At 34.9% G+C, this 23,899-nt stretch carries 26 protein-coding genes; 6 read left to right on the top strand and 20 right to left on the bottom strand.

The window, feature by feature from the left end:
• Positions 1–29 precede the first annotated feature (29 nt).
• Positions 30–194 carry a hypothetical protein gene (locus MCY_RS09720; RefSeq protein ID WP_007347997.1) on the top strand — a complete coding sequence of 55 codons (165 nt, stop codon included), beginning with the start codon at positions 30–32 and terminating at the stop codon, positions 192–194.
• Positions 195–283: 89 nt separating this feature from the next.
• On the opposite strand, the gene trbL is transcribed toward MCY_RS09720, so the two are convergent.
• The 13 genes from trbL to MCY_RS08600 all read right to left on the bottom strand — a co-directional run bounded on the left by trbL (position 284) and on the right by MCY_RS08600 (position 13,572).
• Complete coding sequence (gene trbL / locus MCY_RS08660; RefSeq protein WP_019224573.1) at positions 284–1,723, bottom strand: P-type conjugative transfer protein TrbL; 1,440 nt, start codon at positions 1,721–1,723, stop codon at positions 284–286.
• Between the two features lie 17 nt (positions 1,724–1,740).
• A complete protein-coding gene (trbJ, locus tag MCY_RS08655; RefSeq protein WP_007347995.1) occupies positions 1,741–2,496 on the bottom strand; it encodes a P-type conjugative transfer protein TrbJ in 756 nt (251 codons plus the stop codon).
• Positions 2,471–4,975 carry a VirB4 family type IV secretion/conjugal transfer ATPase gene (locus MCY_RS08650; RefSeq protein ID WP_007347994.1) on the bottom strand — a complete coding sequence of 835 codons (2,505 nt, stop codon included), beginning with the start codon at positions 4,973–4,975 and terminating at the stop codon, positions 2,471–2,473. The genes trbJ and MCY_RS08650 overlap by 26 nt, the downstream gene beginning before the upstream one ends.
• Entirely contained in the window at positions 4,975–5,280 is a 306-nt protein-coding gene (locus MCY_RS08645; protein WP_007347993.1) for a conjugal transfer protein TrbD, read from the bottom strand. Before MCY_RS08645 ends, MCY_RS08650 begins: the two co-directional genes overlap by 1 nt.
• Positions 5,280–5,678, bottom strand: coding sequence for a TrbC/VirB2 family protein (locus MCY_RS08640; RefSeq protein WP_007347992.1), 399 nt, complete (start codon positions 5,676–5,678; stop codon positions 5,280–5,282). Before MCY_RS08640 ends, MCY_RS08645 begins: the two co-directional genes overlap by 1 nt.
• Positions 5,679–5,691: 13 nt before the next feature.
• On the bottom strand, positions 5,692–6,666 hold the full coding sequence (gene trbB, locus MCY_RS08635; RefSeq protein ID WP_007347991.1) for a P-type conjugative transfer ATPase TrbB: 975 nt from the start codon (positions 6,664–6,666) through the stop codon (positions 5,692–5,694).
• Positions 6,667–6,884: 218 nt separating this feature from the next.
• Positions 6,885–9,353 (bottom strand): zincin-like metallopeptidase domain-containing protein, encoded by a 2,469-nt coding sequence (locus tag MCY_RS08630; RefSeq protein ID WP_007347990.1) that lies wholly within the window; start codon positions 9,351–9,353, stop codon positions 6,885–6,887.
• A 9-nt stretch (positions 9,354–9,362) separates the two neighbouring features.
• Positions 9,363–9,563, bottom strand: coding sequence for a hypothetical protein (locus MCY_RS08625; protein ID WP_007347989.1), 201 nt, complete (start codon positions 9,561–9,563; stop codon positions 9,363–9,365).
• Positions 9,564–9,573: 10 nt separating this feature from the next.
• Positions 9,574–10,080: a conjugative transfer signal peptidase TraF gene (gene traF / locus MCY_RS08620; protein WP_244427372.1), complete on the bottom strand. Its 507-nt coding sequence runs from the start codon at positions 10,078–10,080 to the stop codon at positions 9,574–9,576.
• Positions 10,081–10,088: 8 nt separating this feature from the next.
• A complete protein-coding gene (locus MCY_RS08615; protein WP_007347987.1) occupies positions 10,089–12,023 on the bottom strand; it encodes a type IV secretory system conjugative DNA transfer family protein in 1,935 nt (644 codons plus the stop codon).
• Between the two features lie 73 nt (positions 12,024–12,096).
• Complete coding sequence (locus MCY_RS08610; RefSeq protein WP_007347986.1) at positions 12,097–12,621, bottom strand: hypothetical protein; 525 nt, start codon at positions 12,619–12,621, stop codon at positions 12,097–12,099.
• Positions 12,622–12,637: 16 nt separating this feature from the next.
• Complete coding sequence (locus MCY_RS08605; protein WP_007347985.1) at positions 12,638–12,943, bottom strand: hypothetical protein; 306 nt, start codon at positions 12,941–12,943, stop codon at positions 12,638–12,640.
• Positions 12,944–13,011: 68 nt separating this feature from the next.
• Positions 13,012–13,572, bottom strand: a complete 561-nt coding sequence (locus MCY_RS08600; protein WP_007347984.1) for a recombinase family protein — start codon at positions 13,570–13,572, stop codon at positions 13,012–13,014.
• A 252-nt stretch (positions 13,573–13,824) separates the two neighbouring features.
• On the opposite strand from MCY_RS08600, the gene relB reads away from it, so the two are divergent.
• On the top strand, positions 13,825–14,016 hold the full coding sequence (gene relB, locus MCY_RS08595; RefSeq protein WP_007347983.1) for a type II toxin-antitoxin system RelB family antitoxin: 192 nt from the start codon (positions 13,825–13,827) through the stop codon (positions 14,014–14,016).
• 199 nt (positions 14,017–14,215) lie between these two features.
• Here relB and MCY_RS08590 read toward each other — a convergent pair whose 3' ends face one another.
• The 6 genes from MCY_RS08590 to MCY_RS08565 all read right to left on the bottom strand — a co-directional run bounded on the left by MCY_RS08590 (position 14,216) and on the right by MCY_RS08565 (position 19,940).
• Positions 14,216–15,520 carry a TrbI/VirB10 family protein gene (locus MCY_RS08590; RefSeq protein WP_007347981.1) on the bottom strand — a complete coding sequence of 435 codons (1,305 nt, stop codon included), beginning with the start codon at positions 15,518–15,520 and terminating at the stop codon, positions 14,216–14,218.
• Positions 15,517–15,972: a hypothetical protein gene (locus MCY_RS08585; RefSeq protein ID WP_007347980.1), complete on the bottom strand. Its 456-nt coding sequence runs from the start codon at positions 15,970–15,972 to the stop codon at positions 15,517–15,519. Before MCY_RS08585 ends, MCY_RS08590 begins: the two co-directional genes overlap by 4 nt.
• Before the next feature lies 1 nt (position 15,973).
• A complete protein-coding gene (gene trbG, locus MCY_RS08580; protein ID WP_007347979.1) occupies positions 15,974–16,855 on the bottom strand; it encodes a P-type conjugative transfer protein TrbG in 882 nt (293 codons plus the stop codon).
• Between the two features lie 35 nt (positions 16,856–16,890).
• On the bottom strand, positions 16,891–17,568 hold the full coding sequence (locus MCY_RS08575; RefSeq protein WP_007347978.1) for a VirB8 family type IV secretion system protein: 678 nt from the start codon (positions 17,566–17,568) through the stop codon (positions 16,891–16,893).
• Positions 17,569–17,730: 162 nt separating this feature from the next.
• Positions 17,731–19,614: a TraI/MobA(P) family conjugative relaxase gene (gene traI / locus MCY_RS08570; protein ID WP_007347977.1), complete on the bottom strand. Its 1,884-nt coding sequence runs from the start codon at positions 19,612–19,614 to the stop codon at positions 17,731–17,733.
• Complete coding sequence (locus MCY_RS08565) at positions 19,611–19,940, bottom strand: plasmid mobilization protein (protein WP_007347976.1); 330 nt, start codon at positions 19,938–19,940, stop codon at positions 19,611–19,613. Before MCY_RS08565 ends, traI begins: the two co-directional genes overlap by 4 nt.
• A gap of 247 nt (positions 19,941–20,187) precedes the next feature.
• Between MCY_RS08565 and MCY_RS08560 the strand changes: the two genes are divergently transcribed.
• From MCY_RS08560 to MCY_RS08545, 4 genes are all read left to right on the top strand, one after another.
• Positions 20,188–20,499 carry a TraK family protein gene (locus MCY_RS08560; protein ID WP_007347975.1) on the top strand — a complete coding sequence of 104 codons (312 nt, stop codon included), beginning with the start codon at positions 20,188–20,190 and terminating at the stop codon, positions 20,497–20,499.
• A complete protein-coding gene (locus tag MCY_RS08555) occupies positions 20,496–21,221 on the top strand; it encodes a nucleotide-binding protein (protein ID WP_007347974.1) in 726 nt (241 codons plus the stop codon). Before MCY_RS08560 ends, MCY_RS08555 begins: the two co-directional genes overlap by 4 nt.
• A gap of 1 nt (position 21,222) precedes the next feature.
• Positions 21,223–21,693 carry a hypothetical protein gene (locus MCY_RS08550; protein ID WP_007347973.1) on the top strand — a complete coding sequence of 157 codons (471 nt, stop codon included), beginning with the start codon at positions 21,223–21,225 and terminating at the stop codon, positions 21,691–21,693.
• A gap of 477 nt (positions 21,694–22,170) precedes the next feature.
• The gene (locus tag MCY_RS08545; RefSeq protein WP_007347972.1) at positions 22,171–22,461 is read left to right on the top strand and encodes a helix-turn-helix domain-containing protein; all 291 of its coding nucleotides are present in this window, start codon (positions 22,171–22,173) and stop codon (positions 22,459–22,461) included.
• A 750-nt stretch (positions 22,462–23,211) separates the two neighbouring features.
• Here the strand turns inward: MCY_RS08545 and MCY_RS08540 are convergent.
• Positions 23,212–23,517, bottom strand: coding sequence for a hypothetical protein (locus MCY_RS08540; protein ID WP_007347971.1), 306 nt, complete (start codon positions 23,515–23,517; stop codon positions 23,212–23,214).
• Between the last annotated feature and the right edge of the window lie 382 nt (positions 23,518–23,899).

Here is a 23,899-nt window from a genome sequence, read left to right as displayed (position 1 = left end):
AACACATCTGATATTTAAAGAGGGATAAAATGAAAAAATTGATTTTAGTAAGCATGGCTATATTAACTATAGGATTAAGCCTTACGGGTTGTGGTAAAAGCGAAGAAGAAAAACGTCGAGCACAACAAGAAGAACAAACTAAAAAGTTTTTTGGAACAAAATCGCCAGATACAGATCGTGGACATGAATTTTAAAAAAATATCCTACGACCATAAAATATGAGTTATCAATCTTGAAATAAAGAAGCTACTGTCTACTTCTTAAAAAGAAAACCATAGTTTCTTTATTTCTTATCTATTTCAGATTCTGCTCCCGAGATTGTATTTTCAGTAATATTACTTGTTCTAGCTTCGTCAGATTGAGATTTGTCATCACTAGAAAATTGGATATCGTTATATTCTGGTGGAGTAGGTGGAGCATTAAGACTAAGGTTTGCAGCGTCTTCCATTCCAGGAACACAAATAGCAGCCATAGTTCCTGCAATTTTTAAAGCCATATCAGCAACATCAGGAACATTTCTAATTTCAGCTTTAGGTTGACTTTGGGTACCAGGTCTACCTTGAAGTTGACCAGTGCTGGTGGAGCGGTTTTCCCCTCCAGCAACACGTGGATTTCCGCCCGATTGAGATTTATTAGTACTATCTTTAAAAGAATTCCCGGTCATTTGAGAGGCGTTTGTGCTATCACTTGCTCCCATCATAGATCCACCACCACCTATTCCACCACTTGCTCCTCCTCCTAAAACACTACCTGCTCCACCAGCAGCAGATGCTTCACCAGGAACAACTGATGCTCCTGCTCCACCACTTGCAGCCGCAACAGCTGCTCCTGCAGCAGCACCAGCCATTGCTCCAATAGCTGCACCACTACCACCACTTGATCCAGAAACTAAACCAGCAATAATTTCTGGAATAGTCTTTGTTAAATACGCACATAACAAAGAAAGTCCTAGCAATGTCCAATTCGATGCAGAAGAATAAACATATGCTTCTCTCCATGTCTCCATAGCATCAACAATCAAAGTCACTAAGAGTGTAATTACGAATAATTTTGCACCAACAGAGACAGCGTAGCGAAATGTTGTTATACTTATCTCTCGTGTCCATTGAGAAGCACCAAAACCCATAAATATAACAGATGCATTGATTACAATATACGATTCAACAAGCGTAACAGCTAGTAAAACAGCAATAAAACAAAAGCAGAAAAAAACAATAACAGACTGAACAGCAATCAACACAGCAGTTATAGGATTCAAAGTTGAAACATTGACCATAGCTTCCATGATATCAGAAGCTTCGCCCAAAACATCTGCGGGAAAAAGACCCCTGGCTCTTCCACTCGCATGAGCTGCAGCTGTACGGAAACTATTAACAATGGCTTCCCCCCATTCTTGAGAGTATTCCAAAAGAGCAGCAAAAAAACCTATCACAAGAATGAACTTAACCAATTCTCCTACAAAATCAGCAATATCAGATTGTTTAAACAAAAGAGGAATAAAGCTAATAATAAATTGAAGCGTAGCTAATAACCAAAAAAGACGAAAACCATAATAATGTAGTTTTGAATACCATTGATGAGATTGCTTTTGTATCAAATCCAATAAACCACTAAACGCCCTAGTTTTGTCTAAGCCTTCTGCAAAAGAACTATCTGTAAAAAATAAATATCCTAGCACAATCAAAAAAAATATTAAAAAAGTGTGTTTGTTGTTTTTTAACACTTGGTAATTTTCCATTTTTAAAATTCATGTCCACGATCTGTATCTGGCGATTTTGTTTCAAAAAACTTTTCAGCATCAGCTTCATATTTTGCTCTGCGCTCTATCTCATTGGCTGTGTAGTTTGCTTGTAAAGTGGTATTATTAGCAACAAGCTCCCGAAGTAGCTGCAACTGTTTTACTTGTTGTGCGGCAATTTCATTTCCAGCTTGAATCGCTTGCATACGCCCTTCAGCGCTTGCCGAACGATTAACAAGTTTTTGCATCAGTTTGTCTTCGTCATCAAAGCTACTCGTGTTAATTCCTGCTGCTTCAATGGCAATACGTGAATTAGAAAGACCTCTTTCTGACCATTTTCTATAGTCTTTTGTTGGACTTATTTTTCCAGAGTTTTCTAAATAGTTTTCATAACCAGGAAACATTTGTTCAAACCTACTATTTAGATTTCCCATATTATAAGAAATGCTCTGACTATCTTGATAAACTTGTTTCAATTTTTGTAAGGTACTCTGTAAACCATCAAATTGTGGACTCGAAAATGAAAGTCCCTGTTTTATCATATCCTTGTATTGTTGAAGCTGTGTTTGAAGTTGTTTAGCAGTGTTGAGTTGTGTATTTACAGCTTCAACATATCCGTTCATTTGGTTCCAAACAGTTGCACAATTTGTGCAAAAAATTGCAAAAGCATTCGTTGAATAAACTATAGAACCGCAATTTACTAAACAAAACACACCAATAACAGAAAAAGATTTAAGTTTCTTCAAGGTATTTTTCATAATGAACTCCCCTCATTTCAAGCCATTTTAAAGACCAACTTTCTCTATTTTCATTTATAAGTTTTTTGACTTTAGCAAGATCTTCTTTGCTAGAAATTGCTACAAAGGAAAGAGCAAGATCACCCAACCCCAATTCAAAAAGACGACGTCCAAGAATAGATTTATAATAATATTGCCTTTTCTTTTTTGCTGTTTTTATAATTTTAATTTCTTTATCATTTAAACCAATCATTCTATAAAGATCTATCGCCCCAGGTGCTCCCTCGGCTCCTTTTGTTTCTGCCTCCTCATTAGGAAGTAGAATTTTGGTAGGACATTGTTCCAACAAAACATCAAGAATACCAGAACGAACTGCATCGGAGAGACTTTGCGTTGCCATAATTACAAGGCAATTCTTTTTTCTTAATTCTTTTAACCATTCGCGGATTTTTTCACGAAACACAGGGTGGCCAAGCATAATCCATGCTTCATCAAGTGAAAGAATAGAGGGTTGTCCTTTTAAGCTTCTTTCAAATCGTCTAAATAAATACAATAAGACAGGCAAGCCATTCTTATCACCTAACTTCATAAGTTCATCAATTTCATAAACAATAAAATCATTATAATCTTCACATTGTTCTTGACCATCTAACAAATGTCCCATGGCGCCAGAAATTGTATAATGTGCAAGCGCTTGACGGATTGCCTCATCCTGAACCGTCGTAACAAAATTTCCAAGTGAGCGCATACCTTTAGGTGTTTGTCTCATTTGTTTCATTGCACGATGAATTTCCATTTTTTGTTTAGGAGACGGCGCTTGTCCAGTTTGCAATTCATAGCAAATAGCAATCCATTCTTGCGCCCACAAATTATCGGCTTCTGTATCAATTTCTGCAAGAGGCATAAGAGCACCAACAGCACTATCACTTTCCCCAATATCGTAATGACGACCATTTACAGCATGACACAACGTATATAATGAACGCCCTTTATCAAAAGCAGTAATATTAGTTGGTAAATGCTTGCCATTCTCATCTGTTTCTCTTGACCAATATCGACGTGCTTGTGCTAATAAAAAAGCTAAAAGTGTTGATTTTCCTGCTCCGGTTGGACCAAATACGAGTGTGTGGCCAACATCATCAACATGTAAATTAATCCGAAATGGCGTTGCTCCTGTTGTGACAACTTGAGCTAAAGCAGGAGAATTATCAGGATAAAGTGGACAAGGATTATATTGTAGACCCGGCCATACACTTGAGAGAGGCAACATATCAGACAAACTTTGAGTATTAATTAGTGGACGTCTAATATTTGGATAAGTTTGACCAGCAATTGATCCTAACCATGCTTCCATTGTATTGACTGTTTCAATGCGTGCTGCAAAACCTTTATGTTCAATTTCGCGTCTAACCAATCGTGCATTTTCTGCCAAAACCTCACGGTCTTCATGCATCAAAACAATTGTTGGTGAATAATAACCATAAGCAACAAGACCTGAACGAGCTTCGTTCATTGCTATTTCAGCTTGTTGAGCCATCAACAAAGCATCAGTATTAATTGTCCCTTTATTGGTTTTAAAAACCTGCGAAAAAAATCCCCTCACTTTTTGTTGCCATTTCAACCTATATTTATTTAACGCTGCAACAGCTTCATGCTGGTCCATAAATATAAAACGACTTGACCATCTATAATGTAAAGGTAAACCATCAAGAATATCTAATATTCCAGGATAACTAGCCATTGGAAAGCCATCGATTGAAATACATGCTATAAATCTATCTCCAAGTCGTGGAATATCTCCAGACCATAAATCAGTATAACCAAGCCATGAATCCAAATACATTGGACAATCTGGTATGCGAAGAGCAATCGCTTCGCCATTAATCGCATAATGTAAATAATTAACAAGTTGATCACTGTCGTAGACGTCATCACCATTTTTAATAGTGATTGTTTTCATCCTCTGCATTTTAAGCAGATCACCAAGACCAATATAAAAATCATCTATTTTCTTTTTGAATTCATCAAGCAAACGTTCAGCGGGTGTAGTTGACTCAATGGTATCATCATCATAAATAATTTCCCCTAATTTTGATGATTTCCGAGTAGGTGGTAGATATTGCATTAGCAAAGCATACTCTGTCTCATAATGCACTTCACTTTTCTTAAAATAGAACCGCCTTTCTGCATCAATCAATGCTGTAATAGGATCAGGGAAATGAGATAATTCTGGATCTGAATAACTTGGTGACTCTATGCGTATGGCATCTACCCATATAGCCCACCCAGAATGAAATCGAGAAAGGTACGTATTAACCAAACTTGTTATATAATTTCGTTCTGTGTCTGTTGCTGACATGGGATCATCCCCACGAATGAAAAAACCAGCCAACAAAGAACCATCTTTTCCCAAAATAATGCCGTCATCAATTAAAGCTGCAAAATTTAAAAGATCAGGAAGTCCTGCAAGCGTAGAGCGAAAATGTTTTAACTTAAGCATCAATATACCCTTGTTGACTTTGCAACACGGAATGGACGTGAAAAAGGAGGGTAATAGCTACGATATTTCAATTGACGAATATAAATTCGAGATAAAACGGGATCAAATTTTGCCATTCTCCGTAGAACATAAAGAGAAACAAACCAAATACAAATACCAATAGTTGCTGCTACAATATTCATTGCTGAAACGATAAGAATACCAGTTAAAAGCATTGATAACAGCATCAATTCTCGTTCGCCCCCCATAATTTGTTGAGGTCTGTGAAGAGAACGAAACAGTTGTGTATACCGTTTTTCTCCCATTAAATTCCTCCAACCAAAACGCTAGCAGGAACAACAGCACCAGAAAAAAGAGCACCTGTAAGAAGACTGCGTGCAAAAACAATTACACTGATAACCAAAACAAGATAAATAATACGCTTTGTAAATTCGCTAATTTCACCACCAAAAATCAATGTAGCTCCACCAGCAACAAGCCCCAATAAAGAAACAACAAAAGCAACGGGTCCAGAAATTGATTTGTCCAACTTCTTAAGAGGTCCCTCCCATGGTAGAGATGCTCCTCCACCAGCTCCTGCATCAGAAGCATGTGCTATATCTCCTAAAATAAGACAGAGCAGAAATGCTACTCCTACAATAAGAAAAAATATCACAATATGATTATATGAGTTATTTTTTGTCTGTATTGAAGGTAATTGCATATTTTGCTCCTTTTTAATGAATGAGATTTACTATATATTTATTGGTTGCATGGTCGTACCCACAAACTTCAATAATTTCTTTAACTGTTCGACCAGATGAAGTTTTTTCAATGCTTAGTACGACATCAATTGTTTCGGCTATCAACGATTGCATAGGAGCAGCATTTGCTTCTGATATTAGTTGTTGAATTCTTGTTAATCCTGCCGTTGCATCATTAGCATGAACTGTCGCTATCCCTCCTGGGTGTCCTGTATTCCAGCTTTTTAGTAATGCTAAAGCGGCGCCATCTCTCACTTCACCAACAATAATACGATCTGGAGCCATACGCATGGTCACTTTTAACAACCGTATCATATCAATATATTCTACAACTCGAAATATCACGGTGTTAGGTGCTGCACATTGAAGTTCTGCTGTATCTTCAATAATAACAAAACGCTCTTCTGGATATGTATCTGTCATTTCCTTTAAAATTGCGTTTGTTAAGGTAGTTTTTCCTGTTCCTGTTCCCCCAACAACAAGAATATTTTTGTGATTTTTCACCGCATCACTTAAAACTAACTTTTGATGTGGAGTAATAATTTTTTTTGCTACATAATCATCCAAAGTAAAAATTTGCGTCGCTTTTTTTCGGATTGTAAATGCTGGGGCTGAAACAATAGGTGGAATAACCGCTTCAAAGCGGCTTCCATTCATGGGTAATTCGCATTCAAGAATAGGACTTTCTTTGGTAATTTGAGTTCCAAGAGCTGTAGCTACTGTCCCCATAGCGGCTTCTGCCCTATGCGCTTCCATCACGCCGACAGCTTTTTTGGGTTCTCCCAAATGTTCAACCCACAAAGTGCCATCGGGATTTAACATAATTTCTATGACTGTAGGATCGTCTAGATAATCCCATACCTGCTGTCCAAATTCAAAACGCAGCTTCTCAATGAGACGTCTATCTTGCTCTGAACTGTGCCCATCTTTAAATGCTGTGACAGTCATTCTCCCATCCCCGCTTTTAAGAATATACCCCCGTTTACTCTGAATAATGAGAAGAATGTAAAACTTAAAGCTTTGTCTAAAATAACGCCTGCATTCTAATTTAAAGATTGAATTTAAACAACAAAAATCCCCACTGCAAATACCAAGTATCCACATTTCTGTTAATTAAAGTCTACAATTTTTGAAGAGAATGCCCTTTATCACCCGCGAATAAACTGTTAAAGGTCATTTTCAATTTCGTGATTTTTTCTTTCTCTATATGACATTGTATTAGGATTTTGAGAAATTTTTTGTTCTTTACTCTGCAAAAGATGAGATCTAACACGAGAAATCATAGCTCTATCATTTGAATTAATATTATGACCATTAAGCGTATTAGCTCTTTGACGAAGTTGATTAGCAGCCTCACGTTCTTCATAAACATATTGATCATCAAGCGCTGTTGTTGGATCATCAATAGCAAATTGATCTTGCACATTTGCAAGTGTTTGAAGTCGTTCTACCATCACTCTTGCTTCTATTTCGGCTATCTTCATTTTAGACATAAAAGTCTCTCTGGCTTTATCACTACCATACACTCTTTTATAATCATCCCAATCAGAAAAGTTTTTTTCTTCTTTCTTAAATTCTGGATAAATTACTCCACCACCAACATCTACTGCTGCATTATAAGCTTTGGTAATTCCAACATTGGTTCCTTTTTTTCCATTAGAAAGTAATTTTTCTTGCGTAGCATGATCATTGTCTGCAACAATCAAAATAATACGATCTGGATATTTTTCACGCATAACGTTGGCTACATTTTTTAAATTTCCAGAGTCAAAAGCAGCAACAACAGGCATATGAGTCATCTGCACAACAGCTGATGCTGTTGCATATCCTTCCGCAATAAGGATAGGTTTTTCTAAATCATTATTAAGGGTAGATAGTCCTGCACCACTAGAACCTACAACCGTAAAACACTCATGTTTTTTTCCATCTTTCATAAAAGATTTGAAAGTAGGATTAACCATCTGAAGCGTGCTTAAATGATTATTTTTATCCCGTAACGGAATAATTAAATCTCCCGCTAAAAATGTACGTATATTAGGATTGTTTTTTCTTATTTCTTTTGCTTCCTCAAGAGATTTTGCAACCATTACACCTTGTTTCTTAATTTCCTCCGGAAAATCATTGGGAACTTCTCTTAAGTCATCTGTTTGATTTATACCTTTAAGCTTACAATATGCATTATCTGGAGTTGCTATTTTACTAGCCTCCCATATTTGAGAAGCTAATCTTGCTGCATTATTTTGTTTTTCAGCAATCTCTTTTTCTAAAATTTTCTGCCTTTCTCTAACTTCTGTGATCAATCTTTTTTTTTCTTCTAAAGATAAAGAAGAAACAACTTTTTCTGGTTTCCAGTAAATTTTTTCACCACTGCGAAAATTTTGAATATATCCTCCACCTGGTGAGAGATAACCAATATAAGCCCCACTTTTTTGACCGCGTTTATCATTTTCAACGGAAACACGGTGCAATTTTCCATCCATAAGTGGATTCTCGACAATTAAACCAACAGAATGAAGTGCCTCCTTAAATTGTTGTTCAATTGATAAAACTGTGTTTAATTTTGTATTATCATGAGAAAAGCGAGCTAAATCTTTTTCGACTAAATTTGTACCAACAGGAACATACCAGGATTCTGCATCTTTATCCCACTTAGCTCCCAATTTTTTTGCTTCTTCTTTTTGATAATAAGGAACATTCAAAAAAATCTTTTCTGTATTATCCAATTTATGATCTTTGTTAACAAATACAGATGACTCTCTCTCAACATCAATAGCTTTAATATTTTCTAACCCGATTATAAAATTTTTTATTTTTTCTGCTTCAAAAGCAGCTCTAAAGATTTCCTTTGGATTATTTTGCATAACTTCAATCCATGAAGAAACATATGAAACATTATTGACTGGATCATAACCTATACTCAATTCCTCCCCAATCAAAAAAGAAGCAATAGTTGTTCTAAGCTTTTCTTTAGCATATCCTAAAGAACCTATAGGATATATTATATCACGATTAAGCCTTGAAGAATGTCCAGTCCAATGTCCAAGTTCATGTAATGCTGCTGCGTAAAAAGAATCTTTTGAATCAAACTGTTGTCGTTTTGGCAAACAAAGGGTATCAATATCACCACCACGATAAAAAGCATGGTTTCTATCACCACTATCAATTTTTGCACCTGATGAAGCTAAAAGTGTTTCTGCTCGTGCATATCTTATTTCCTCTGACAAAATAGGACGTGGTTCCAATGGAGGTAATCCATCAATTTGTTCACCATTAAAAACTTTAGCTAAAAATAAACGAGGTTCAGAAAGCGGTTTTAGTTTTTCGTGTTTGTTGCCATTTTCATCATAAACAGAAATCTTTTCATCATGTTTCCAATAAATAATATTTGTACTTTTCATTCCCTTTTTTATTCTACAATCCATTTCATTTGCTTGCTGATATGTAAGCCAACGTGGATCAGTATATTTTTGGCTTGCAAGCCAAAGATTATTAATGCCGCTATAACTTTTACCGGTTTTGGGATTATAAGGAGATCTCACATATCCAGGAAGCAACGGTTGTTGCCATGGTGCTATCCCTTGTTGGAGTTGTGTGATAAAATGATTTGTTACCGTTTTAGCATATTCAAAACTCATTACTCCCCCCTATATACCATTAGAGTTTTCAACTTCAGATGAATCTGTAGTACATGAATCCCAAGCATCTTCTTCTGAAAAAGCTGTTTCTAAAAATATCCCATAACTTTCAGCTTCTTCTAAACTCAATGGAATCTGTACTCCAGGTATAAAAGCATCATTTAAAGTTGAAGAAAGGATAGGAACAACGTCTATTCTTGTTTGTTTCATTATTAAAATCTCAATTCTGAAAAGTTAAAATGGGTTTAGCGGAACCCATTATATTCATAACAGGAACAGCCCCAAAATAGCGGCTATCAAAACTTACAGGATCAAAACTTGAGATAAACCAAGCATATCCTTCTAAAACGCGATATTCTCCATTCGGTATACCTAATACCCCCCTCTTTTTTTTGCTATTTTTCAATAAATGACCATTAACACTGATACCTTTTTCCGTTACGTGAACAATATCACCAGAAATAGCTACCAATGGTTTCAAAAAAGGTATAGCTCCACTAGAACAAGCTCCTGATTGAAGATACCCTTTTTCAATAAACATTTTAACGATAGGTACCTCCGGAGGACAAACTTCCATAAATTTTCCCCTTCGCATTTCTTTCTGAAAGTAATTTACTTTCCAAATTCCTATAGGAGCAGAGTGCGAATAATTAATTCTAAATCCTTGAGAGAAAGCAAACAAAACAAAACAGCCAATAGTAATAGAACATAAAGATATTATCACCATAACTCGCTTCATGAGACAACAAAGCCTTCTTTGTCTTGTTTGATTTCATTTCTCTGATGCAAGCGATCAGGAATAGGAGGAGAAATTTTTGATCTTTCTGAAAAAGTTTGATCTAAGAAATAAAGAATTTGAGTTCCCCGAATTACACTATTTCCAGCTACAAAAATAAGCATTTCTCCAGCTTCAACAATATTTCCTGAATTATCTTTTTTTGCTCCAGGCAAGCGCATAATTTCATCAGTCGTCATCAATGGACGACGTGTTTCTTCATAAGACGTTGAAACTTGTTCGAGCGCCATACCAAAGCGTTTTCCAGAAGTTGAAATCTTTTCACGAACAACCGTTGTTTCCCCCGCCATTTTACTCATCCACTCAGCTGTTTCGACTTTGTTAGGCGCATAAGCAATGCGAATATGACAATTCGAAATAATACTTTCATTTGTTGTGTAAGCTTTGTAGAGCTGCTGCACATCTTGTGTAATGATATAAGCTTTAAGACCATATCCAGCAATATAAGCAAGAGCTTTTTCAAAGATATCCAATTTTCCCAACGTTGGAAATTCGTCAAGCATTAAAAGTAAACGGTGTTTGTGTGCTGTTTTCGATCTCCCATCATCAAATTCCATACGATCTGAAAGAGAAAGCACCATCTGCGTTAATAATAATCGTGCTAAGGGTCTCATTCTATCTAAATTGCGGGGTGTTGTAATAAAATATAATGAAACCGGCGTTTCAGTATCCATCAAATCACTGATATAAAAATCACAATACTTTGTATTTTCACCCACAATAGGATCTCTATAAAGAGACAAAGCATTATTTGCTGTTGAAATAATAGACCCTAATTCACGAGCTGGTGTTCCAGCCATACGACGACCAACACCATTAATAACAAGTTTTGCTTCTTTATCTGCCTCTTTAAACAGAAGATCATCACTTTTTATGTCAAGATTTTCCATTTCGTGAAACAAAGCAGAAAGCGCTTTGGGATCATTATCTTCATCAAAGTCATCATTATCTTTAACGACAGAAGCAAAATCTCCCACTCCCGTTAACATGTGTGCACAATCCTGCAAACAAGGTATCCGTCCAATTTTCTCTGTTTTGTAGAGAGCATGAAGAATAACACCATTTAAAAGTTCAAAAGCAGCGGATCTGAAATGATCGCCTGCAATTCCTTTTCCGTCATCATCAATAACCATTAAAGCTATGTTTTGTGCATCTGCCACTTGATAACGTGTTCTGAAACGAATTTCCCCTAATGGGTTCCATGAACATCCAACGTTTGGTTCTGCTGGATCAAATCTTAAAATTTTATTTCCGGCATGTTTTTTACGCCATCCCGCAGTCATGGCATAATTTTCACCTTTTGTATCAAGAACAAAGAGACTATGTGGCCAACTTAAAAGAGTAGGAACAACTAAACCAACACCTTTACCAGAACGCGTAGGTGCTAAAGCGGCTATATGTTCTGGTCCATCATGACGTAAATAATGCAAAACTCCCGTTTTGGGATCAGAAAAGGCTCCACAATATACACCTTCTCCTTTTTGGTTATATGGTATAAGTCCCATTTCTTGAATTTCATTAAAAGTCGCAAAATGCGCTGTTCCATGAAGATCATCAGTACTTTTATTACTCCTTGACGCAAAACCCGCCCAAAGAGTAAAACCAATCAAACCAATTAATATGCCAATACAAAATAGAACAAATATTATGTTACACTGGCTAGGGGCATAATCATAAAATCTAAAAACCCAAGAAAACCAAGAAAATGATGAATAAATTCCCTTAAAATTAGACCCAAGAGAGGAACTATAATGCAAAATATGCGCTAAATACTGTGTGCAAAACTGATTAAGAACAACAAAATAAATCCCGAAAAAAAAGATATATCTTAATCGAGATGTTCTTTTGGGTATATGTGTAGAATGATTTTCCAATTTCCCCCCATTTAATTACAGCATTCGCTATACACATACAAAAAACAAATGTACAAGACTTATTCTTGTTTTATTAAAGAGAATGCCCTTTATCACGCGCAAGATCTATACCAATAGCTTTAGCTTGCATTTTTTCGTAAAGCTTACGCATTATCTTCATATTATTCATCCGCATATCAATGATTGATTTTTCAACTGATGTTAAACGAGCTTTGTCGAGATTTCTCAAACGCGTATAGTGAGATGCTATTGCTTGTCGTGCCTCGTCATAAGGCAAACCACCTTTCCGATTTTTGGATAAACTATAAGCCTCGTTTATCACCTCATATTGGACAGGATCACAAACAAGCACAACATGCTTTTTAACAACATCTATTTCAACCAATGCCGTTTTAAGGCTATTAGACATTGCCTTACTATTGGAATACCGCAACAAATCATTTTTTATTATGCCACGCTCTGTATCAAGAAGCGATGATAAATCCCCGCTCTTTCCAACGTTACGAATATGACTACACAAATCATTTCGTACATCACATAATTTCTTAGCGGCTAATGTATCATTGATTTTTTTCACATAGCCTTCTTCACGAGACAAAATCCGTTCTAATTCTTTAAAAATAATGACCTCCTATCATAACACCTTTGTCTAACCAGTCTGGACCATATTCCTCATCCGCATTCTTTGTAGAAAATCCCATATCACGAATAAATTGTGCTCCATTTTGAGATCTAAGAAATAAGAGCGTATGAGCTGGTAGATCAGCCATTGCTAACCATTCCCATGCTGCGTTGCCATCACCAGCATGATCTGCTGCTTCTGATTCAGCAAGGTAGATACAGTCTTGATCTAAACCGCCTACTCGCAATTCCTCGCGTTCAGCATCAGTCATATAACTCCTTGGTAATTCTTTTTTCATGGAAAACTCCTTTTTGTAGCGCTTATTCATGTTAATTTAATACTTGAATCTGATCAATCAAAGTGTCTCTAATTTTTTATAGAAAGCCGTTTTTTAATCCTAAAATAGGTAGCATGAGAAATCCCTGTTTTTTCCTTAACAATTTTGGAGGATAGGCTCTTCTTAATCAGTGCAATTGCCATCTCTGTCTTTGGATGAAACTTTCGACCAAATTTTATACCTGCTGCCATCGCAGCAGTCCGTCCATCATTGGTTCGTTCTAAAATACGTGCACGTTCAGCTTCTGCTACAGCAGCTAAAATTTGAATAACCATTTTCCCCATCGTTCCTTCAGTACTAAAACCATTTTCCAGAAAACGAATAAACACACCCTTCTTGTAACAACTATCAACAATAGAGATCATATCAGCAGTATTACGCCCAAGTCTGTCCATTTTTGTACAGAGAATAGTATCATCTCTTTCTGCTCGATAAAGCAACCGTTGCAACCCTTCACGTTTATCTGTAGAACCTGTACTTATATCAGTAAATACACGATCTTCGCGTACCCCAGCATTTTTAAGTTCAGTAATTTGAAGAGCTAATTTTTGTTGATTAGTTGATACTCTCGCATAACCTAGAAGTGCCATTTTTGTCTCATAAATCTTTTTAGATACAATTTTTATATCATAATATAAATATATGATTTATGATACATATTTTTTGCTATTTTGGAATATATCATATATTATAAGTTTTGAGACGTACTAACTTACTATTTGTCCTAAAATACAAACTTCTACCACAAGACGGATAAAAACAACTATTCTTAATGAGTTGAAATTGACAACATAACTAAGAGTAATTACATTTAATAGAGAGAGTGAAAAGGAAAGTCTACCATGAAGACTGTTCTTTCTCCGCTAATTTCAGAATTTGAGACCATGGAACAGGAAACGAGTTATACCACCTGGTTGCGTGAAAAGGTAAGAGTTAGCCTTGCAAATCCTCATCCTGCTATCTCACACGACGAAGTTATGGCTGAAATGGATAATATAATAGACCAAATCGAAGCAGAAAAAAAGAAGTCTTAATGTTATCTATTATTTGGTTAGCTTCTGCTCACAGTGATTTACATAAAATTTTAACTTACATTGCTTACGAAAGTCCACCTGCCGCACGACGAATGAAGAAACTTTTAGAAGATTCTGTAGTACATGCTCGCCGTGAATTTCCCATCTCAACCTGATTTAATAAAAAGTTCTTGCTTCTCAAAGGAAAGCCTTTAAAAAATTAATAAGGAAATGCAGCCATTGGATGTCCTCGCCAAGCAGGTAAAATGATATCTTTTGTCACCATTATATTGAAATTATAACCAGGACGAATAGTAATTGTTGGCTGAATATCTAGATTTTTACGAGTCATTTCAATACCAACTTCACCCCATTGTCTACCAAGCTCTGCCGCCAACGTTTCTTTTGCTGTTGCTAATTTACTTTCATCATTGTCTATCTTAGCTGTTTTTTGAGACATTTGTGAAGCTCCTGAAATAATAGAAAGCAGAAAAGCGTTCCCAAAAATTTTCAAATAATGATTATTCACCTTATCCTTAAATCCCGCATAACCAGATTGATCTGACCCCGGCATATTTCCAAGAGATAATGAAGAACCATCGGGATAAATAACTCTTGACCAAGCAATAAGTACGCGTTTTTGACCAGTAGACACCCTACTATCGTATGTTCCAATAAGTCTTGAACCTATAGGAATTAAAACATTTTGACCAGTAGCTGAATCGTAAACACTTTCTCTTACCTGAGCTATAATTTGCCCAGGTAAATCACTATTCACACCACTAATCATAACACCAGGAATAATTGTACCAGCCTTAATCTCAAGATTTGCCTTGATTGCTTCTTGACGCGTATTTTTTAAATAAACTGCTGCTTCTGGCGATTGTGATAAAAAAGCAATTTTTTGTGTTTGCATATTAGGGTCACGTCCTCCATTACCATTGTACAATGATGCATTAGACGCTACTCCACGACCAAATAAACTTTCAAGAGTTGCTTTTTGAGGATTATTATCCTGTATTTGAGATTGCGTTTTTGTTTTTGAATCCATTGTGAAAGAAATCATAGGTTCAGAATCCAAAGCAGCTTCCATTTTAGCAAAACGTCTTTCTTTAATACGCTTTAATAATCTTTTCTGTACTTCATCTTCTTCATCTACAACTTTGTCAATTGGGCTTTGTTCTAGTTTGCTTTCTTCTAATTGTTTGGTCTTAATTGGAATACCTACATTAGTTGATTTTGGTGGTAAAACCTCTGGTAATTTAGGTTCAACATAATCATTTCCTTCTGGACGTATCGGCAAAGGTGTTTCATCCACAAATAAGCGTTTTTGGTCTTCTAAATCAACACTGTTAGATTGCTGACGCAATATAAAAGTATAAGTAATACCAATAAGTGCGAATGAAAAAACACCTATCGCCCCTATCAAAGGTAGATTGTTTAATCGTCGTATATTACGTCCTTTGGATTTTATGGTAAAAAAATCCGGTGAATCAGAAGGATCAAGTTTTGGATTTTTTGTCACCCTTTTCCTCCATCATCTACACGAGCAGTAAAAGGAGCAGCCGGTACAGTTTTTCCAGTTGTTAAACGTACATAATAACGTGTTACTTCAGTTGAACCATATCGCGCTACCAATACTATGCCTTTATCCATTGGCATAACTTTGTAAGTTAAAATTATACCTGTGTTTTTATGTTTTTCTGGTTCATCTGTATAATTAACACCATAACCATTCCGTTGTAATAGATTGATCAACGGAGACGTAAATTTATCTTCTGTATCACTTGTTTTTACAATCAGTGTTGTTGTTGCGGGTGGTAAAGAATCTCTGAGATAATTAACAAAGTCGCTAGTAATTAAATTTGCATCATTCTCAGTAACATTTTGATCAACGTAATTTAAAGATGAACGATAGTTCACAGATGTGCAACCAACTGTCAACAAAAGAGGTAATAGCAATAAATATTTTAACATCTTAATTACCTCTAATAATTGTTACTCTCTGTTGAGAGCTTCCTACACCGGAAATAAGAGCAACTTTGCTAATAACTGTATCAACAACATACCTATTACCAATCATGCGATAGTTTATTAATCTCTCGCTAGGTTTTTTTAAAAAACCACCATCATCACCAATAGCAATTAAAGCTGGGGCTGTTCCTCTAATACCATCTCCAGGCAGTTCAATGTAAGTTTTAAAGCCGTCTGTATAAACGCGTCTTGGGTACCATTTAATTTTTGGATCACTAATCGTAATACGAAAGTTAAAATCAAGAGCCGCTAAGTTTTGTCCTGTTGGCAGCGTAGTACGGCTCCTATCTGTAGCCGCTTTATAGGCAGCCCAATCTTGATCTGTATCATCCGGATAAATAAAAGAAAGAATAGGAATTGAAGAACTTTGCGTGCTAGCTAGTTTAATCATGTAAGTTCTTCTATCAGTCGTAATAAAGAGATTTGTCGTTAAACCAGCATCCGTAGGCTTTACAACAATATAAGTTGTTTCTTCTGCTCCTGTTCCACTTACGCTAGGACTAATTTTCCACCGTACCGTATCACCGGCATGTAAAGAATTTACAGTTTCACCAACTTGCAATTGAATCGTACAGATTTCTAATGGTGTACAAACCAATGTAGGCAAAGTAGCCCCATAAAGATATTTAACACTACCATCCCCAGAATATATAGGTCTTTTGGGATTATTCTTCCATTGATTTGCTAATTTAATTCCCCATGCCTCCTTATCAGTAAGAGGTATTTTTTGAGGAGAAACAAATTTAACGTTGGGTGATACATCTGTTGCCATAGCTGCTGACATCTTTAAAACAACTAAACTCAAAAAAATAATTTTTTTAAACATAAAAACCCCGCTTTACTCATTTACTATGGTTGTTTTTAAAGTCTTGATGTCCAAGCAAATTGCTTAACATACAGTCCTATTGGATTTACCATTATTTGCTGTTCAGTTTTGGGTATTGCTAAAACAATTGTAGCTGTAGCTTGCCAAAGTTTAGTATCAATAAGGGCACCCGTCCGCGCTCTTCTGTTTTCAGTCCATTCGATTTGCCAAGTATCGCTAGAAACGGGAACAATTGCATTAACTTGAACTTCTACCGTCTCATCCGCAGCACGAGAATAAGGATCATTTTGTTTATGGTATTCAACAAGCATAGCATAAGCTGGTGATTGTGGTAAAGTCATTGAATATGTTTGATTTATAAGACTTTCTTCCGCTCTCATATCAACGTAAACTGTACGCGCTCCAATTAACCAATTGCGTAATGCAGCCCGAATATGCGTTGCGTTCGGTTGAGCTGCAACATTTGCTTTCGATAAGTGTGTTACCTCACCTACTGAATTGGTTTGTATAATATAAGGAATGATAGTTTGTTCATTTGTTTTCCAAATAAACGCTCCTATTGCTATGGCAGTAATGATAATCATTCCAAAAGTTGCTAAGCGCCAATTATTGGCAGCATGAACATATTCGCCATACCTTTCCATCCATTCTTTGCGCGCTCTAATATATGGATTAGAGGGTTTATCCTTTGTGGAATCTTCAGTTTTCTTCACACTTACCCCCCCAATTTTAAAACTAATTACTATTCTTTAAAGATAAATTAACTTTCTTATGAAATATCTTTTGCCTTTTGTGAAGAAACCAATTTTCATTTATCCATAAAATAATTATCTCAAACAAAAAAAATATGGTTTTGTGGGAAAAATACACTAGCTTTAAATCTCTTTATTTTTGTCTGAAAGATTTTGGATCTTGTTTTTTGTAATTTTAACTCTTTCCCCTTTTTTCCAATATCCAGCTTGAATAAAGCTTCTTTTTGAAATTTCTTTAACAAAAATTTTATTGTTTAATTCAAAAAGAAGAATGTTTTTTCCCCCAACTCTCCTACGCCCTGTATAATTAAATACAGCCTCCTCACCTTTCCACATAACATGAAAAAAATTTTTAGCATATTGATTGCGCTCTTTTATCCATTCTTGAATTGGATCATTAATGTTATTTTTTTTCTGTCGACTTACTTCATTTTTAAGGTCATTAAGAATAGGATCAGAAAATAAAACGTTCATATCATGAATACCAGCCAATCGTGCAACTTCTTTTTTAAAGTCCTCTGTACCATTTAATATGAGAGGCTGATCTTTAAATTTTTCAACAGCGAGACTTAACGCAATATAAGCAGACCCTGTAGTGAATTTTTGCGCGTGAATTTTTTCACCGGTATCAATAATGGTTCCACCATCAATGCTTTTATACAAAATATTTCCATTCTTCAAAAAAGAAGGTTTTAAATTATTACGTAAAAATATCCCTGTTTTTCTAGCCGTTTTGGCAGTTAATAAATTATCAGACAAAGCAATACGACGTTTATTCATTGAATACAAAACATCCATAGCATCTTTATCACCAATATTTGCTTGTTGATGTAACCAATCAAACCAATTTGGAAATCTGGTTTCTGCTAATTTTCTTTTAGCTATCGCCTGCTTTTTTCTTAATTCTTGTTGACGTAATGATTTTTGTAATTTTAACGTATTTCGTAGTCCAGTGCGTGAACCTTTAGGCATAAGTCTCAATAAGGAACTTTGTTGTTTATACCAAATAAACAGCTGATTATAAAAAGCAGCCTTTTGCATCCGTAATATTTGATATTTCTCTCGCCTTTCTAAATCGTTTGCACTTTTTTGTTCCATATATCGAGAGTACAAAAGTGTCTCAGCCTTACTATTTTTTCCATGTAAAGTTGGTACATATCGCTTTTGTACAGTTGTCTTAGAATCTTCATAAGGACCAAGTCTTTTTTCAATAGCTCTTAAAGATAATGTTCTACTACAACTGCTAGCCTTAACCCATAAATTAAGATCAGGAGCTCCTATGACTAATCCATTTCCTTGTTTTTTTATAACAAGACCATGATCGGCAAAATTTTTGTGCAATGCTAACCAATCTGTATAATTAAGTTCCTTAGCTATCCTTCCAACATAAGTTGAAAGAGATTCAACACCATTCCTATACTCAAAATCCTTTGTCTTTGGTTGTTTTATATTCTCAATATCATATTCAAGTCCATGTGGTGTTTTGATCAAGTTATATTCTTGTTCAATTCTTTGACAGGTTTTCATAAGTGTACGTTTGTCAAAAAAAGGTTCGTGATTACGAAAATTTTCAGGATTAATTTTATTGATAGCAATATGAATATGCATATTATCTGTATCTTTATGAATAGCTGAAATACGTTGATGATTTTCGTAACCTAACGCAGCACAAAATTTATCTTCAATTTCATAAAGTGTGTGTTGTTCTGGAATTTCTCCATCTGGAAAAGATAAAACCAAATGATATGTCTTATCAGACTTTGATTTTTTATTTTGATATTGAGTTTTTAAAATGAATTCTGTTGCCATAACCGGATCGTCCGTATGACAATTTGTAACTCTTACTGATGATACCTTTTTACTATTTTGTATATTGCTATCAAGTATGTAATCAGATGTAAGTTTCCAATCTCTTGGCAAAACTCCACCATCTAAATCCATAATATAACGAGCCAATCGTGCTATATTTGATGTTGATTTTTTTCTTTCAATACGTTTAGCAATCATAAAGTGGATATTTTTTCAAAAATTTGTTTTTGGAGTGCACGAAAATCCACCATCATTTGATTTATATCTTTTGGCGCTCCACCCTTTCCATTATTTGTAACTAACCATAATTTTAATAAGCCTGCTACTCTTCCTAAATCACCCTGCAACTTAGTTAAATATTTTACTGCCTCATAATCTATATTAGCTTTTACAGGTTCAAGATGTCCAGTAGTACGTAGATAAGTGGAAATCGATAAACCCGTCTGTTTGGCATTTTCTTCTATGCTTTCCTTTTCTTCAAATGTGCACCAAACACTTAATCTGTATTTTCGTGGTCGTGTCATTTTTATCCTCCTAAATTGCGGTAGCAATCAGACCTCGTAGAGCAAGATACGTTGAGCATTTATGCGAATAAGTTGAGTAATGTTAGTTGCGTAGCGCTACATTACACATCTTGCCATTTTTTAAAATAAAAAATCTTTCTAAAACTTACCAAAATATTTCTTTGATTGACAATAATAACTATTTTTTTGTAAAGTTTTAATAAATTTTGTAAAGTTTTTGAAAATTCTATAAAAATATGGAAAGTTAATGAAACAAAAAACTAAATGGGGGAAAATGCGAATAGTCTTTATAGCCAACAAAGATTTAATTCTAAAATCTATTGAAGAAGGGTATTCCCTAAAAGAAATTTTAAGAAAAAATCCAAATTTAAATATTTCATATGATGCCCTAGCATCATATGTGCGGAAGTATTTTAGAAAAAATCTTGAGAGGGCTTCATCAGATTTATCAGTAAAAACTGAATCCAAAGAAGCTGCTTCTGCTAATCCTATCACAACAAAACAAAAATCACGTACATTTATACACGATACAAACAAAAAATTAGAGGATATGATATGACAAATATTCACATGACCTTACAAGGTAAAGGAGGAGTAGGAAAATCCTTTGTAGCTAGTCTTGTGATGCAATATTTACTAGAAAACAAAATAGACGTAAAAGGTATAGACACTGATCCTGTTAATCAAACTTTTGCTAACTACAAAAATTTTAATGTAAAACATTTAAAACTTCTCGAGCAAAGTGTAATTATTCCACGTAATTTTGATGCTCTTATGGAAGAATTGCTTAATTCTAATTGCCAATATGTTATTGATAATGGAGCGACAACATTTTTACCCCTAGCCTATTATTTAAAAGAAAACGAAGCTTTTGATATATTAGCCACTGCTAAAAAAAATGTAATTATTCATACAATTATCACTGGTGGACAAGCATTAGCCGATACATTATCTGGATTATTTTCTATATGTACCCAAATTCCACAAACAGCAAATATTGTGGTGTGGAAAAATGAATTTTTTGGACCCATAACAGCCAATGGAAAAAACTTTGAAGAAATGAAAATATTTGAAGAAACTAAAGAAAGAATTTCAGCTATTATTACAATTCCACAGCAGACATCTAGCACTTTTGGTGAAGATATCAAAACAATGCTTGATAAAAAACTAACCTTTAATGAAATTACAAATTCAAATGAATTCAGTATTATGGCTAAAAGCCGATTAGCACGTGTAAAAAATATGTTATTTAATCAAATAGCTATTATTCCAGGAATATAAAATGTCCATTGATATTGATGCCATTAGACAAAAAATAGCTCTAGAATTTAATCAATTTATTCCACCAAATGATCCAATTCTCATGACTGTTTTTTTGTCTGATACAGTACTAAATTCAGCTTTAAAAACACTTCGTGAACATCAAAATCAAATGGTTAATTACATTTTAACTGCACGTAATGATATGGTAGAGGAGGAAAAAAAAGCAGCTGGTAAATTAATAACTGAAGCAGCCATATATATACAAAAAGAAATAAACGAAGAAGTGCAGAAAAACTTAAATTCCATTTCTGAACAAATGAAATCATATGAACTATCATTATCCAAAATATCTATCATAAAATCGAATGTAGATGAAAAAATGGAAATATTTTTAAAAAAAATCAGAAATTACATGGTATTCATAGGAGCTAGTTTGTTAGCAAATATTCTCGTCTTTTTTACTCTTATAATCCATTATTATCTACATTAATAAATTTAAAAACAGGCGCCCCCCGCGCCCATATCTTTATTTAAACAACAGCATTTTCATACTCTCTGTTATTATATCAAACTCATCATAATACTCGTCACGAAAATAATCGTCTTCACTCCCAAATTCAGGATAAGCTCTCCTTCTAATCATGATTTCGGAGCCGCGTGAGAAGGATAAAACAATCCGTTAGGTTTTGGGTCAAGATCGCCGTTAGGGGCCCCAAAGGAGTTGCCTTGATCTTAAGAACCTAGGATTGTTATTCCTTCGATAAACACGGGTCTGACGTCATGATTTTGGTGAGTGCACAGAGAAGTTGAGAGGTAGTAGCCTCTCATTAAAAAACAAAGTTTGTAAGTAAAAAACTATGCTTATTGCCAATCTTCTGAAATTATTTTATTATGTAAAAATGCAAACCAAAAACCCACATTTTAATGACATTTCTGTAGGTAAAAAATTCGCTTCAGAAGAAGCTTCATGGGAATTTCTCAAAAAGAATTAGGAAGACAATTAGGAATAACCTTCCAACAAATCCAAAAATATGAAAAAGGCTTAAATCGTGTGGGAGCTGGACATTTACAAGAAATCGCTAATTTACTAGATGTTGATATCTCCTTTTTTGATACCGATATTTCCCCAAAAAGGAATATTGTATCCTCTTATGATGAAGGAATTTCCAGTAAAGAAGAATTATTCCTTTTAAAAGGTTTTAGACAACTCAAACCTAAAAAACAGAAAGCAATTTTGTGGTTGATTGATCAGCTTTAATCATTCGATTAATGTTTCAAGACAAATTACAGACAAGGAATTTCCTATGAATGTGCAAATAAACGTCAAGGGTACGGGTCATAATTTTTCATTTTCAATTGTAATATCGAGACCTAACATCGCAAGCACATGCATGGTTTTTCCAACTTGACAAGATTCTTTACCTCTTTCTAAGTCACGGACAAATCGCACCCCAACCCCTGATGTAGCTGCTAACTATTCTTGTGTTAATCCTTGTTTTTTGCGTGTATTTCTAACAATCAAACCCAATATTTTTACTCTGGTTTTAATCATGATAATCCCTTTCGGGATGATTTTATCATTTTCCGGTTTGATTACAATAAAATAAACCCGTACGGGATGTTTTTAGTCTATGTTTTCCAAAACTTTGTCCTTTAGGGTGAGGAGAAGGTTAAACGTGCAAGAAAACTTTCTAATCTCACGAATAAATTATGCTCCACGCCGCTTTTAAAAGACGCATGGTATAATGGTAGATGTGCTTTTTTGAAGAAAAATTTACCTGTTTAGCTTGCGTTGTATTTTTAAGCACCATCTACTTTGCTTCTAACTTAATTTCTTTAAAGGACATTACACTGTTCGAAAAGGATAGACTTTTCAATATCTGGTAAACGCGCTTTGTCTGAATTTCCCAAACGCGTATAATGAGATGCCATTACTTGGCATGCTTCATCAAGACCTTTTACACAATTATTTTCGCGAACAAAAATACGTTCTAAATCCTCAAATCCTTTAGAAATGATAACCTCCTATGATAACATCCTTATCTAACCAATCGGGACCATATTCTTCATCAGCATCTTTAGTAGAAAATCCCATATCACGTATAAATTGTGCTCCATGTCTCTTTTTAAGAAACAGAAGTGTATGCGCTGGAAGTTCGGTCATTGCTAACCATTCCCATGCTGCTTTGTCATCACCAGCATGATCTGCTGCTTCTGACTCAGCGGTATAAATACCATCTTGAGAAAGTCCCCCTGCTCGCAATTCCTCGCGTTCAGCATCAGTCATATAACTTTTGGGTAATTTCTTTTGCATAGGAAATTCCTTTCTATAATTTTGTCTTGAAACATTAATTTAATGATTAAAGCTGAATGCCATAAGATAAAGGTATAATTTAAATATGGATATGTCAGCTGTGAACATAATGAATTGTAAATGAATGCTTTTACATACCGGCATGTGTATACCCTATTATACTTTATTATATGGTACTCTATTCTATAGTAGGATATAATATTATATCTTATAGTAACCATTAATCCTTAATGGATTGAGGGTATAGGAAGAGTGAAAAATCAACTAAATTTTGAATTATAAGTTATATTAACGTATAATTTAGTATCTTATTATAGCATAAGATACAATAACGTATGGTATCATACCTTATAATATCCTATTACCGAGGAATTACCTGCTC

The sequence above is a fragment of the Bartonella rattimassiliensis 15908 genome (genome assembly GCF_000278215.1).
GTDB classification, from domain to species: Bacteria; Pseudomonadota; Alphaproteobacteria; order Rhizobiales; family Rhizobiaceae; genus Bartonella; species Bartonella rattimassiliensis.
Note: the sequence above shows the minus strand (reverse complement) of the source record. Positions and strands in the feature narration are given on the sequence as shown.